This window comes from Aeromonas sp. QDB17, from assembly GCF_027705305.1.
GTDB classification, from domain to species: Bacteria; Pseudomonadota; Gammaproteobacteria; order Enterobacterales; family Aeromonadaceae; genus Aeromonas; species Aeromonas caviae.
Genome location: NZ_JAPDBP010000015.1, coordinates 92,808 through 105,746, shown reverse-complemented (window position 1 = coordinate 105,746; position 12,939 = coordinate 92,808). Strand labels below are relative to the sequence as shown.

The window sequence follows — 12,939 nt, the reverse complement described above, 5'->3', positions numbered from 1 at the left end:
TGCCTTACACCGCAGCAGCACCGGAAACGATCTCTGTGAGCTCCTGGGTAATACTGGCCTGACGGGCCTTGTTGTATACCAGTTGCAGATCGTTAATCAGGTTGCCGGCGTTGTCAGTCGCGGCTTGCATGGCAACCATTCGGGCTGCCTGTTCACTTGCCAAGTTTTCTACCACACCCTGGTAGACCTGGGATTCGACGTAGCGAATCAGCAGGGTATCCAGCAGTTGCTTGGGATCCGGCTCATAGAGGTAGTCCCAGTGGTGCTTCTTGGCGAGCTTGCTGTCTTCTGTTACGGGCAAAGGCAGCAGTTGATCGACTTTTGGTTGCTGAACCATGGTGTTGACGAACTTGTTGTACACCAGATACAGCCTGTCAATCTCACCGTTGTCGTAAGCCTTCAGCATGACCTTCACTGAACCGATCAGGTCATTGACGCTCGGGTTATCACCCAGTCCGGAGACGTGGGCTTTCACCTTGGCGCCGTGCCGTTCAAAGAAGTTGGAGGCCTTGTTACCGATCAATGCCAGGTCAACCTTGGCACCTTTCGCGCTCCATTGCTTCATATCATTGAGGGCAGCCTTGAACAGGTTGATGTTCAGACCACCACACAGGCCACGGTCGGTGGAGACGACGATGTAACCCACTCGCTTCACCTCACGTTCGATGAGGTAGGGGTGCTTGTATTCCAAGTTCCCCTGAGCGATATGGCCGATCACCTTGCGCATGGTTTCAGCGTACGGACGGCTGGCAGACATGCGTTCCTGCGCACGGCGCATCTTGCTCGCTGCCACCATTTCCATAGCGCTGGTGATCTTCTGAGTGTTCTTCACACTCCCGATCTTGTTACGTATCTCTTTTGCGCCGGCCATCTCTTCTCTCCATCAGGTGGCAGCTTGCGCTGCCACACACGCTTACCAGGTCTGGGTTGCCTTGAAGTCATCCAGCAACGCAGTCAGCTTGCCAACGATCGCGTCGTTGTAGTCGGCCTTGGCATTGATTTCAGCCATCAGCTCGGCATGCTGGGTATTGGCGTAAGAGAGCAGAGCGGCTTCGAAGTCGACGATCTTGCTCAGTTCGACATCGGCGAGATAACCCTTCTCGGCGGCGAACAGCACCAGGGATTGCTGGGCCACGCTCATCGGAGAGTACTGCTTCTGCTTCATCAGCTCGGTCACTTTCTGACCGTGATCCAGCTGCTTGCGAGTGGCATCGTCCAGGTCGGAAGAGAACTGGGCAAATGCCGCCAGTTCGCGGTACTGAGCCAGCGCGGTACGGATACCACCGGACAGCTTCTTGACGATCTTGGTCTGAGCAGCACCGCCCACACGGGATACGGAGATACCCGGGTCAACCGCCGGACGAATACCGGAGTTGAACAGCTGGGAGGTCAGGAAGATCTGGCCATCGGTGATGGAGATCACGTTGGTCGGAACGAACGCGGAGACGTCACCGGCCTGGGTTTCGATGATCGGCAGGGCGGTCAGGGAACCGGTCTGGCCTTTCACGGCACCGTTGGTGAACTTCTCTACGTACTCGGCGTTGACGCGAGCAGCACGCTCCAGCAGACGGGAGTGCAGATAGAAGACGTCGCCCGGGTAAGCTTCACGTCCAGGCGGACGGCGCAGCAGCAGGGAGATCTGGCGATAGGCAACGGCCTGCTTGGACAGGTCATCATAGATGATCAGTGCGTCTTCGCCGCGGTCACGGAAGTACTCGCCCATGGAGCAACCGGCGTAGGGAGCCAGGTACTGCAGAGCAGCCGCTTCGGAGGCAGAAGCCACGACCACGATGGTGTTGGCCAGGGCGCCGTGCTCTTCCAGCTTGCGCACCACGTTGGCGATGGTGGAGGCCTTCTGGCCGATCGCAACGTAGACGCACTTAATGCCGGAATCTTTCTGGTTGATGATGGTGTCGATGGCGATGGCGGTCTTACCAACCTGGCGGTCACCGATGATCAGCTCACGCTGGCCACGACCGATAGGGATCATGGCATCGATGGCTTTCAGACCGGTCTGGACTGGCTGGTCAACAGACTTACGCTCGATAACGCCCGGGGCGATCACTTCGATCGGCGAGAAGCCGTCGTTGTCTACCGGACCCTTACCGTCGATCGGCTGACCCAGGGTGTTGACCACCCGGCCCAACAGACCACGACCGACCGGCACTTCCAGAATGCGGCCGGTACCCTTTACCTTCATCCCTTCGGCCAGATCGGCATAGGGACCCATTACTACGGCACCAACGGAGTCACGCTCCAGGTTCAATGCCAGAGCGAAGCGGTTGCCCGGCAGCTCGATCATCTCACCCTGCATGGCATCGGCCAGACCGTGGATACGAATGATACCGTCGCTTACAGAAACGATGGTACCTTCGTTACGCGCTTCGCTTTTGACATCAAACTGCGCAATGCGCTGCTTGATCAGCTCGGCGATTTCAGTGGAATTCAGTTGCATGCTCTAATACCCCAATCAAGATTGCAGCGCATCGGCCATGCGATCCAGCTTACCGCGGACCGTGCCGTCGATAACGAGATCACCGGCCTTGATGAGCACCCCGGCCATCAAGGACGCATCTGTGCTGCAATTCAGCTTCACTTTGCGCGCGAGACGTTGTTCCAGAGAAGCCTGAATATTGGCTTTCTGCTGGTCGGTCAGTTCGATCGCCGAAATCACGTCAGCCTGAACTTCTTTGTCCAGTTCAGCCTTGAGCGCGACGAATTCGGCAACGACCGCCGGCAGCACACCCAAGCGACCATTCTCGGCCATCACCCGGATCAGGTTCTGACCGTGCTCGTTGAGCTGCTCACCACAGACACCGACAAACAGCTTTGCCAGTTCTTCGGCAGCAACGGAGCCGTTTACCAGACTGTGCATGGTCTCGTTTTCTGCCACTTGAGCGGCGAAATCGAGCATCTCCAGCCATTGGTCAACCGCCTTGTGCTCAACGGCAAACTCGAAAGCAGCCTTGGCGTAGGGGCGAGCGATTGTAGTCAGTTCAGACATAGCCCCGTTCCCGTTACAGTTCTGCTACCAGTTTGTCGACGATGTCGCTGTTGGCAGCCTGGTCGATTTGGCGTGCCAGGATCTTCTCTGCACCCGCGATGGCAAGAGCAGCAACCTGCTTGCGCAGTTCTTCTTTGGCACGATGACGTTCAGCTTCGATCTCTGCACGGCCCTGAGCCAGGATTTTCTCCCGCTCAGCTTGGGCTCCGACAGCAGCCTCATCAATGATCTGGGCCTTGCGTTTGTTGGCCTGATCGATGATTTCAGCAGCCTGAAGCTTGGCTTCTTTCAGCTGATCGGTGGCGTTGGCCTTGGCCAGCTCCAGATCTTTCTTGGCACGCTCTGCAGAAGAGAGGCCGTCAGCGATTTCTTTCTGACGGGCTTCGATGGCAGCCATCAGCGGCGGCCATACGTACTTCATGCAAAACACTACGAAGATGAAAAAAGCAACTGCTTGGCCGAGGAGGGTGGCGTTGATATTCACAGCCGATGTCCTCTTTAGTTAGTTAATGGGTTCTGCGTGAGTCGTAATGACTTAGGCAACCGCAAACATCACATACAGACCCAGACCAACGGCGATCATCGGGATCGCATCTACCAGACCCATCACGATGAAGAACTGGGTACGCAGAACAGGGATCAGGTCAGGTTGACGAGCTGCACCTTCCAGGAACTTGCCACCCAGGATACCGATACCGATGGAGGCGCCGATAGCCGCCAGACCCATCATCATTGCAGCAGCGATGTACAGCAGGTCCATGTTCAAGTTTTCCATGAGGATCTCCATTTATTTAGATGTAATTGATTGTATAAAAAGGATTATTTGAGTTGCATCAACCATGGTCTTCCTGCGCCATCGACAGATAGACGATGGTCAGAACCATGAAGATAAACGCCTGCAAAGTGATGATCAGGATGTGGAAGATTGCCCAAGGCACGGACAGGATCCACTGTGACCACCAGGGTAACAAACCCGCAATCAGGATGAAGATCAGTTCGCCAGCATACATGTTGCCGAACAGTCGCAGACCCAATGAAACAGGCTTGGAAATCAACGTGACGGTTTCAAGGATGAAGTTAACCGGGATGGCAGCAGGGTGATTGAAAGGCTGAAGCGTCAGCTCCTTCACGAACCCGCTGATACCCTTGACCTTGATGCTGTAGTACAGGATCAAGAAGAACACGCCCAAAGCCATGGACATGGTGATGTTAACGTCAGCAGAGGGAACCACACGCAGATAGGGAACACCCATCAACTGTGCAGCGTGAGGGATAAAGTCAACGGGGATCAGGTCCATGAAGTTCATCAGGAAGATCCACACGAACACCGTCAGGGCCAAAGGTGCGATGACCTTGTTGCGACCATGAAAGATGTCCTTGACGTTACCATTCACAAACTCGACCAGCATCTCCACAAAGCACTGCAGCTTACCGGGCACACCGCTGGTGGCCTTGACGGCAACCTTGCGGAACAACCAGATAAACAGGGCGCCTAGCACGACGGAAAATATCATGGAATCGATATTCACCGTCCAGAACCCGGACCCTACTTGCAGGTGGGTCAGGTGGTGGGAGATATATCCCTGAGGAGTCAGGACTTCTCCGGTTGCAGACATGAGTTTTCCTAATAGTGGTTGTTAAGCGTGAATGAAACTATCCACTGTACAACGAGGGCGAGGATATAAGTGGCGAAGAACGAGGCGGTGTCGACCTCAATCCCGGCGCCAAACAGCAGGGCGAAAAGTCCTGTTGTAGTAATGAGCTTAATCCCTGCCCCACCATAAAAGTCCCGCAAAACCAGGCCTACGCTCTCTTTCGTCACCTTGCGGCGCAGAACCCAGAGCGTGAACAGGGCTTGAGGAACCCAGTACATCCCCCCTCCGTAGAGAGAGGATTGTCCGGCGAACTCTCCCGCCTGATAAAACCAGACGGTGGCGATCGCCAGGATCAGGACCAGCTGACAAACGAGCATAGCCAAGGCCAGCGTCAAACCTTCCAAGGCTATTTTCTGCTTCACCAACCTACCCCTGAACATTACAGAACTGTAAAAAATCGGGATCCGAAGACCCCAGGTTCACAGCTCGAAAAGCCGGTCAAATTATACCCGTGAAGACGGCTATTGCAACATGGCAAAAATCCTTAATTTTTGCGGCTTTCCGCGCGAAATTAAGGTTATGTTCATATCGAAAGTAATGGATGTTTTATTACTACAAAAAGCGTAAAAATCACGATTCTGACAGGCCAAAATAGCCCAATACCCGGTCCAAATCTGCCAAGTTATCGTAACTTATTACTAACTTGCCGCTATCTTTCTTGCCCGGCTGAAGTTGCACCTGATTGCCAATTTTTTCAGAAATCTGGCGCTCGAGATAACCAAACTGCGGATCGCGGACGGGTTCAACCCTGGTTTTTGCCGGTTCCAGTGCTTTTTGCACCAGCTTCTCGGTATCTCGCACTGTCAGCCCCTTCTGGGCCACCAGTTTGGCCAGCTCTGACTGGGCCTGGCCGCTCAGGGCCAGCAGGGCACGGGCATGCCCCATGTCGAGGTCGCCGTGTTCCACGAAGCGCTTCACGTCCTCGTTGAGCTGGTTGAGACGCAGCAGGTTGGTGACCGTGGTGCGGGACTTGCCCACCGCCTCGGCAACCTGCTGGTGGGTCAGTTCGAACTCCGTCAGCAGGCGCTGGAGGGCGACGGCCTCCTCGATGGCGTTGAGATCTTCACGCTGGATGTTCTCGATGAGTGCGATGGCGACGGCCGCCTCGTCGGCGACATCCTTGACCAGGCAGGGCACCACTTCGAGACGGGCCAGCTGGGAGGCGCGCCAGCGGCGTTCACCAGCAATGATTTCGAAACGGTTTTCACCGATGGAGCGAACCACGATGGGCTGGATCACCCCTTGTGCACGGATGGAGTTGGCCAGCTCCTCCAGCGCGTCCTGGGACATATCCTTGCGCGGTTGGTATTTTCCGGACTGCAGCCACTCCACCGGCAGCTTGCGCAATTCCCCCTGATTGGTCGGGGCCATGGCCTGTTCGGTGCGCTGGTCGCTCATCACCTGTTTCTGGCGGGCGGCCGTGCTGGTGCTGAGCAGGGCGTCCAGCCCCTTGCCCAGCCCACGTTTCTTCGGCGTCATATGCTCTCTCGATCTGCGGTGAGCGGCTGGGACTCCTGCTCCTGGCGGCGCAGGATCTCGCCAGCCAGGGCCAGATAGGCCTTGGCCCCCACCGATGATTTGTCATAGTGCATGGCTGGCGCGCCAAAGCTCGGCGCCTCCGCCAGTCTTACGTTGCGGGGAATGATGGTGCGATAGACCTTGTCCCCGAAGTGCTGTTTCAGCTGATCGGACACATCATTGGCCAGCCGGTTGCGATGATCGAACATGGTGCGCAGCACCCCTTCAATCTTCAGCTCCGGATTGACCACGGCTGCCAGCTTGCTGATGGTGTCCACCAGGGCGGTCAGCCCTTCCAGCGCATAGTATTCGCACTGCATGGGCACCAGCACGGAGTCGGCGGCGGCCATGGCGTTCACCGTCAGCATGTTGAGAGAAGGCGGGCAGTCTATGAAGACGTAGTCGTACTTGTCCCTGACCGAGGCCAGGGCGTTGCGCAGGCGGATCTCGCGGGCAAAAAACTCCATCAGGCGGATTTCTGCCGCGGTCACGTCGGCATTGGCGGCGATCAGGTGATAGCCTCCCGAGGTTTCGGGGATGATCACCTCGCCGATGGGGGCATCTTCGATCAGCAGTTCATAGGCGGTGCGCTCGACATCGTACTTGTCGACGCCACTGCCCATGGTGGCATTGCCCTGCGGATCCAGATCGATCACCAGCACCTTGCGCCGGGTAGCGGCCATGGAGGCGGCCAGATTCACACAGGTGGTGGTTTTACCCACTCCACCCTTCTGGTTGGCTATGGCAATGACTTTTCCCACACTGTCCCCTAAATGAATGCGGCGGCCCTATTCGGGCTGGATGGCTTTAAACTCCAGCAGATGGCGTTCGCCTTCCAGTTCCGGCACCACCAGCTTGTGGGTGGCAACCAGACGAATGCTGTCAGGCAACTGTGCCAGCTCCTGCTCGGGGTATTGTCCCTTGAGCGCCAGGAAGCTGCCCTCGGGTGACGGCAGATGATGACACCAGCTCAGCATGTCCTCCAGGGAGGCGAAAGCCCGGCTCAGTACACCATCAAATCCGGTCTCGGGTTGATACTCCTCCACCCGGGATTTGACGGGGGTCACATTGGTCAACCCAAGCTCCAGGATCACCTGGCGGATGAAGTTGATCCGCTTGCCCAGGCTGTCGAGCAGCACGAACTGTTTGTCCGGATTGATGATGGCCAGCGGCAGTCCGGGCAGACCCGGACCCGTTCCCACATCGATGAAGCGTTCACCGTGCAGGTGAGGGCTCACCACCAGGCTGTCGAGGATATGCTTGACCAGCATGGCGTCCGGATCTCGCACCGAGGTGAGATTGTAAGCCTTGTTCCACTTGTGCAGCAACTCGACCAACTGCACCAACTGGGTCTTCTGGGTTTCGGTGATAACAATTCCGGCCTGCATGAGCAGGCCGTTCAATCTTTGCAGCATGTTGTCCAACGGGGAATTCCTCAGGCGGTTTTACGCAGCAGGCCGTGTTTCTTCAGGTGCACCAGCAAGATGGAGATGGCGGCAGGGGTGATGCCGGAGATGCGGGACGCCTGACCAATGGTCTCTGGCTTGGCATCGTTGAGCTTGGCGATCACCTCGTTGGAGAGACCGTTCACGTCGCGGTAGTTCATGTCCAGCGGCAGCAGGGTGTTTTCGTTGCGCAGCTGTTTCTCCACCTCGTCGTGCTGACGCTCGATATAACCGGCGTACTTGATCTGGATCTCCACCTGATCCGCGGCAGCCGCATCGGTCAATGCAGGCCCCACACCCTCGATGGCCATCAGGGCATCGTAGGTCACCTCGGGGCGACGCAGCAGCTCTTCCAGGCTCTGCTCCCGGGTCAGGGGAGTGTTGACCAGGGCGTTGACGGCCTCCAGAGACGGATGCTGCGGGTGGATCCAGGTCGAGCGCATGCGCTGACGTTCCTGCTCCACCTGTTCCACCTTGGCATTGAACAGGCTCCAGCGATGATCATCCACCAGACCCAGCTCGCGGCCGATGGCGGTCAGGCGCAGATCCGCATTGTCTTCCCGCAGCAGCAGGCGATATTCGGCACGGCTGGTGAACATGCGATAGGGTTCGCGGGTCCCCAGGGTGGAGAGATCGTCCATCATCACGCCCATGTAGGCTTGATCCCGGCGTGGGTGCCAGGCTTCCTTGCCCTGGGCGCGCAAGCCCGCGTTCAGACCGGCCATCAGACCCTGGGCAGCGGCCTCTTCATAGCCGGTGGTGCCGTTGATCTGGCCGGCGAAGAAGAGGTTCTCGATGCACTTGCTCTCCATGTTGGCCTTGAGATCCCGCGGATCGAAGAAATCGTACTCGATGGCGTAGCCAGGGCGAGTGATATGGGCATTCTCGAAGCCACGGATCGAGCGGACGATCTGCACCTGCACGTCGAACGGCAGGCTGGTGGAGATCCCGTTCGGGTAGAGCTCGTGGGTAGTCAGGCCTTCCGGTTCCACAAAGATCTGGTGCGCCGTCTTGTCGGCAAAGCGGGTGATCTTGTCCTCGATCGACGGACAGTAGCGCGGGCCTATCCCCTCGATCACCCCGGCGTACATGGGGCTGCGATCCAGGTTGTTGCGGATCACCTCGTGGGTCTGCTCATTGGTATGGGTCACGTAGCAAGGCATCTGGCGCGGATGTTGGCTGGCGTTGCCAATGAAGGAGAAGACCGGGCGAGGATCGTCACCATGTTGCTGCTGCATCACGGAAAAATCGACGGTGCGTGCATCGATGCGTGGTGGCGTGCCCGTTTTGAGGCGATCGATGCGCAGCGGCATTTCACGCAGGCGCTGGGCGAGGGCAATTGAGGGAGGATCCCCGGCGCGGCCCCCTTTGTAGTTCTCCATGCCGATGTGGATCAGACCATTGAGGAAGGTGCCAACGGTCAGTACGACCGTCTTGCCGCTGATGCGGATCCCGCTCTGGGTAACGACCCCAGCGACGCGATCCCCGTCCATGACCAGATCGTCGCAGGCCTGCTGGAAGATCTTCAGGTTCGGGTAGTTCTCCAGGGTCTGACGCACCACAGCCTTGTACAGCAGGCGATCCGCCTGGGCACGGGTAGCCCGCACCGCAGGGCCCTTGGAAGAGTTGAGCGTGCGGAACTGGATCCCGCCGAGATCGATGGCCTGCGCCATGATCCCGCCAAGGGCGTCGACTTCCTTGACCAGGTGTCCCTTGCCGATCCCGCCGATCGCCGGATTGCAGGACATATGCCCCAGCGTATCTATGTTGTGGGTGAGCAACAGGGTATTGAGACCCATGCGGGCTGCCGCTGTTGCTGCTTCGGTTCCTGCATGACCGCCACCGACGACGATCACATCAAATTGTTCATGGTATTGCATTGGGGATCACCTTGATCTGCACGCCTGAAGATCTTTGTTTGCCTGGTCTGAAGGGCGGATCATTCTATCTGTTTAGCATCCGGAGGGGAACGTCTACTTCAGGATCAGTTAAATAGATCTTAAGGATCTTTAGATCGATCTTTTATTGGATCTTTTATTAGGATCCGCGACTTCTGTTGATAAGGCATTTTTGATCATAAAGATCATTCGGTTAAGGTCGATCGCTGCTTGTGGAAAAGCTTGGATCCAGAGGGGGCGAACGGGGGGATAACATGGGTTTTTATACACAGATACATGGTTGGCAAGATCTAATACATGAATAACTATAGGTTTTACAGAGCTTAGCACCTAAGTTATGCACAATTATCCGAGCTAATGTGGGGAGCTCTCGGGGAAAACTTATCCGGATCCCCCTGTTAATAACCTGGTGGATAGGGATCTGGGGATAACCAGGGAGATCGGGGGTCGTGACCGGATCTCCCTAGCCCTGATCAGCCGATCAAGGTCATCCAGTCGTGGATCCAGGTTTCTGCGGCATCTTCGGGGATCTCGTGTTGGGTCACGTCTATTTCCAGGAGATCCCCCAGCCGGCTGGCACCGCACCCGGCGAGCAGCCGATCCAGCGTCTTGCCGCCCTGGCAGAAGGTGTCATAACTGCGATCCCCCAGGGCGATCACTCCGTACTTGAAGGTGGCGAGATCCGGCTGCTGCTCGGCAAGATCCCGGGCAAAGGGCTGCAGATTGTCGGGTACGTCCCCCGCTCCATGGGTGGAAGTGACCACCAGCACGATGGCTTCTGGCTCGGTCAGGATCCTGGCCAGGCTGGCGGGGTTGTGGATCTCCGCCTGGTGGCCCGCCTGTTCAAGGAGGCCGACCACATGATCTGCGACATATTCGGAGGCCCCCAGCATGGAGCCGACGACGAGGTTGAGTTTGGCCATGGAATGGATCCTGATGTCATCGAAAAAGTGAAGAGCGGGGATCTTACCGCCAAAGCATGTGGATAAATATGGATAAAGCTTGGGGATAAGGATCCTGTCCACTTTGTTGCAGCCAAAACCGGCCTCGTGGCCACTGTGCCGCCTTCTTTCCGCCTGTTGCGACCTCATCGCACCTTTCGTTGTCAAACGACACTTCAAAACATCAATTAACAATGCAGATGCAAATGATTAGCAATTATTGAATCGATTCGATCACGGCACCTGTAGTAGCATGGCGCTGCTTTATTCGCCTGAGGCGCCGGGCTGACCGGTCCAATTGGGCACCCATAATAAGAAATCAAACATAACTTATTGATATTTGAGACACTTATATGATTGCGCAAAAAAATACCCCGAATGCCGTGATGCGAAAGAGAGGCGCACAACTGCTGCCGCTCTCCTGTCTGCTGGCGTCCCTGCCCGTGTTGGCGGCGGAACAGGCGGATAAAGAGTTGCCCAAGGCGGGTGAAACCATGGTCGTGACCGGGACCGCCATGAAGGTCGAGGTCCCCATGGCAGAGACCCCCCGTGCCGTTTCCGTGGTCAATCGCGAAGAGCTGGACCAGCACGCCGTACTCAAGCTAGACGAGTCCCTGCGCTATCGCTCCGGCGTCCTGTCCCAGTCCTATGGTTCGGACACGGATGCTGACTGGTTCAAGGTGCGCGGCTTCGATGCGGCTTCTTACCTGGATGGCAACCGCCTGTTCAGCACCGGTTACTATGTCTGGACCCCGGAGCCCTTCGGCCTTGAGAGCGTGGAAGTGCTCAAAGGCCCGGCCTCCATTCTGTATGGCGAAGCCCCTCCCGGAGGCGTCATCAACGCCATCAGCAAGCGTCCGACCGCGACCCCGCAGGGACTGGTGAACCTGCAACTGGGCAACCGGGATCTGCGCCAGGTCGGGGTGGATGTCTCCGACACCCTTACCGACAACAGCCGGTATCGTCTGGTGGCCCTCTACAACGAGCGGGACGGCGTGCTGGACGGCACCTACAACGAGCGCGCCTATCTGGCGCCGAGCGTGACCCTGGATATTTCGGATCGCACCACGCTGACGCTGCTTTCCAGCTTCAAGCACGATGAAGGGGTGCCGACCAACGGCTTCTTCCCGGTCTATGGCACCCTGAATACCTCCGGCGGCCAGATCGATCCCTCCACCAACCTGAGCCAGCCGGATTACGATCGCAATCGCAATACCCAGATCTCCGCCGGGTACGAGCTGGCCCACCAGCTCAACCAGACCTGGGAGTTCAAGCAGAACGTTCGCTTCAACTACAACGATCTGCTGCTGCGCCAGACCTATATCTTCCCGACCTATGAAGGCACCACCGCCTACCGCGGCCTGGTCTACCGGGATGGGGATACCAAGAGCGCCACCATGGACAACCAGATGGTGGGCTACTGGAACACCGACAGCACGGAGCAGACCCTGCTGCTGGGGGTGGATCTGCAGCGCCATGTGAATGAAGGCCAGGAAGCCGACAACTATGGCATGGGCGCCATCAACACCATGAACCCGGATTACATCGGTTTCCCCGGTTTTGATGAATCCACCGCGACCCACCAGAAGAGCACCAAGGGCCAGAGCGGCCTCTATGCCCAGCACCAGATCCGCTGGGATGATCGCTGGCTGCTGACCGCGGGCGGTCGTTTCGACTACGTGGAAACCCACAACATCAGCGAAGCCAAGAGCAAGAACGAGAAACAGTACGACGACAACCTCTCTCTCTCCGGCAGCCTGATGTACCTGGCCGACAACGGTCTCTCCCCTTACTTCGCCTATGCGGAATCCTTCGAAGTGCTGCCGGGGATAGACCCCAACACCGGCAACTCCTACAAGCCGCTGGAAGGCAAGCTCTACGAGACCGGCGTCAAGTACGCACCCAGCTTCCTCGATGGCTACATCAACCTGGCGCTGTTCGATCTGGAGCAGACCAACTCCCTGGTCTCTACCGGCTCCGGCCAGCAGACCCAGGCCGGTGAAGTGACCTCCCAGGGGGTCGAGCTGGAGGGGAGCGTGCAGGCCACCGAGGCCTTGCGCCTGACCGCTGCCTATACCTACACCGATGCCAAGACCAACGACACCGGCAACGGCGATCGTCGTGCGAGCCTGATCCCGCGCCACCAGGCCTCCTTCTGGGGCAACTACAAGGTGCAGCAGGGCCCGATATCCGGTCTTGAGCTGGGTTCCGGCGTGCGCTATGTGGGTTCCAGCGTCGGCATCGGCGCGGTGAATGCGGACTACACCCCCATCTATGGTTCCGCCCAGGTACCGGCACACACCGTATGGGATGCGATGATCGGGTATGACTTTGCCAAGAACTGGCGTGCCCAGATCAACGTCAACAACCTGCTGAACGACACCTATGTGGCGAGCTGCGACTACTACTGCTACTACGGCGAGCCGCGCAGCATAGTCGGCACCGTCAACTACCGTTGGTAAGCGACAGGCCGGGCGG

At 57.6% G+C, this 12,939-nt stretch carries 13 protein-coding genes; 1 reads left to right on the top strand and 12 read right to left on the bottom strand.

The genetic code is table 11. The annotated features are described in order from the left end of the window. Nucleotides 1-4: 4 nt before the first annotated feature. From atpG to mioC, 12 genes are all read right to left on the bottom strand, one after another. On the bottom strand, nt 5-871 hold the full coding sequence (atpG, locus tag OKC41_RS13845; protein WP_010672261.1) for a F0F1 ATP synthase subunit gamma: 867 nt from the start codon (nt 869-871) through the stop codon (nt 5-7). Nucleotides 872-913: 42 nt separating this feature from the next. Next, a complete protein-coding gene (gene atpA, locus OKC41_RS13840) occupies nt 914-2,455 on the bottom strand; it encodes a F0F1 ATP synthase subunit alpha (protein ID WP_010672262.1) in 1,542 nt (513 codons plus the stop codon). Nucleotides 2,456-2,470: 15 nt separating this feature from the next. Continuing rightward, nucleotides 2,471-3,004, bottom strand: coding sequence for a F0F1 ATP synthase subunit delta (atpH, locus tag OKC41_RS13835; protein WP_010672263.1), 534 nt, complete (start codon nt 3,002-3,004; stop codon nt 2,471-2,473). A gap of 13 nt (nt 3,005-3,017) precedes the next feature. Continuing rightward, on the bottom strand, nt 3,018-3,488 hold the full coding sequence (atpF, locus tag OKC41_RS13830; protein ID WP_010672264.1) for a F0F1 ATP synthase subunit B: 471 nt from the start codon (nt 3,486-3,488) through the stop codon (nt 3,018-3,020). A gap of 51 nt (nt 3,489-3,539) precedes the next feature. Continuing rightward, nucleotides 3,540-3,779: a F0F1 ATP synthase subunit C gene (atpE, locus tag OKC41_RS13825; RefSeq protein WP_010672265.1), complete on the bottom strand. Its 240-nt coding sequence runs from the start codon at nt 3,777-3,779 to the stop codon at nt 3,540-3,542. Between the two features lie 58 nt (nt 3,780-3,837). Then, nucleotides 3,838-4,620: a F0F1 ATP synthase subunit A gene (gene atpB / locus OKC41_RS13820; protein ID WP_010672266.1), complete on the bottom strand. Its 783-nt coding sequence runs from the start codon at nt 4,618-4,620 to the stop codon at nt 3,838-3,840. 8 nt (nt 4,621-4,628) lie between these two features. Further along, nucleotides 4,629-5,039, bottom strand: coding sequence for an ATP synthase subunit I (locus OKC41_RS13815; protein WP_010672267.1), 411 nt, complete (start codon nt 5,037-5,039; stop codon nt 4,629-4,631). 190 nt (nt 5,040-5,229) lie between these two features. Then, a complete protein-coding gene (locus tag OKC41_RS13810; protein WP_010672268.1) occupies nt 5,230-6,138 on the bottom strand; it encodes a ParB/RepB/Spo0J family partition protein in 909 nt (302 codons plus the stop codon). Next, the gene (locus tag OKC41_RS13805) at nt 6,135-6,938 is read right to left on the bottom strand and encodes a ParA family protein (RefSeq protein ID WP_029313362.1); all 804 of its coding nucleotides are present in this window, start codon (nt 6,936-6,938) and stop codon (nt 6,135-6,137) included. Before OKC41_RS13805 ends, OKC41_RS13810 begins: the two co-directional genes overlap by 4 nt. A gap of 27 nt (nt 6,939-6,965) precedes the next feature. Then, entirely contained in the window at nt 6,966-7,592 is a 627-nt protein-coding gene (gene rsmG, locus OKC41_RS13800; RefSeq protein WP_010672270.1) for a 16S rRNA (guanine(527)-N(7))-methyltransferase RsmG, read from the bottom strand. 20 nt (nt 7,593-7,612) lie between these two features. Beyond that, entirely contained in the window at nt 7,613-9,502 is a 1,890-nt protein-coding gene (gene mnmG / locus OKC41_RS13795; protein WP_010672271.1) for a tRNA uridine-5-carboxymethylaminomethyl(34) synthesis enzyme MnmG, read from the bottom strand. Between the two features lie 491 nt (nt 9,503-9,993). Then, nucleotides 9,994-10,443: an FMN-binding protein MioC gene (gene mioC, locus OKC41_RS13790; RefSeq protein WP_160836696.1), complete on the bottom strand. Its 450-nt coding sequence runs from the start codon at nt 10,441-10,443 to the stop codon at nt 9,994-9,996. A gap of 371 nt (nt 10,444-10,814) precedes the next feature. Here mioC and OKC41_RS13785 point away from each other — a divergent pair, with 371 nt between their 5' ends. Then, nucleotides 10,815-12,923, top strand: coding sequence for a TonB-dependent siderophore receptor (locus OKC41_RS13785; RefSeq protein ID WP_201895152.1), 2,109 nt, complete (start codon nt 10,815-10,817; stop codon nt 12,921-12,923). The last annotated feature ends 16 nt before the right edge of the window (nt 12,924-12,939 follow it).

What these genes read in the sequence shown, in the direction of transcription:
- atpH (WP_010672263.1), bottom strand. Translation starts at nt 3,004, where the DNA reads ATGTCTGAACTGACTACAATCGCTCGCCCCTACGCCAAGGCTGCTTTC.
- rsmG (WP_010672270.1), bottom strand. Translation starts at nt 7,592, where the DNA reads ATGCTGCAAAGATTGAACGGCCTGCTCATGCAGGCCGGAATTGTTATC.
- atpB (WP_010672266.1), bottom strand. Translation starts at nt 4,620, where the DNA reads ATGTCTGCAACCGGAGAAGTCCTGACTCCTCAGGGATATATCTCCCAC.
- atpA (WP_010672262.1), bottom strand. Translation starts at nt 2,455, where the DNA reads ATGCAACTGAATTCCACTGAAATCGCCGAGCTGATCAAGCAGCGCATT.
- mioC (WP_160836696.1), bottom strand. Translation starts at nt 10,443, where the DNA reads ATGGCCAAACTCAACCTCGTCGTCGGCTCCATGCTGGGGGCCTCCGAA.
- mnmG (WP_010672271.1), bottom strand. Translation starts at nt 9,502, where the DNA reads ATGCAATACCATGAACAATTTGATGTGATCGTCGTCGGTGGCGGTCAT.
- atpG (WP_010672261.1), bottom strand. Translation starts at nt 871, where the DNA reads ATGGCCGGCGCAAAAGAGATACGTAACAAGATCGGGAGTGTGAAGAAC.
- OKC41_RS13815 (WP_010672267.1), bottom strand. Translation starts at nt 5,039, where the DNA reads ATGTTCAGGGGTAGGTTGGTGAAGCAGAAAATAGCCTTGGAAGGTTTG.
- OKC41_RS13785 (WP_201895152.1), top strand. Translation starts at nt 10,815, where the DNA reads ATGATTGCGCAAAAAAATACCCCGAATGCCGTGATGCGAAAGAGAGGC.
- atpE (WP_010672265.1), bottom strand. Translation starts at nt 3,779, where the DNA reads ATGGAAAACTTGAACATGGACCTGCTGTACATCGCTGCTGCAATGATG.
- OKC41_RS13810 (WP_010672268.1), bottom strand. Translation starts at nt 6,138, where the DNA reads ATGACGCCGAAGAAACGTGGGCTGGGCAAGGGGCTGGACGCCCTGCTC.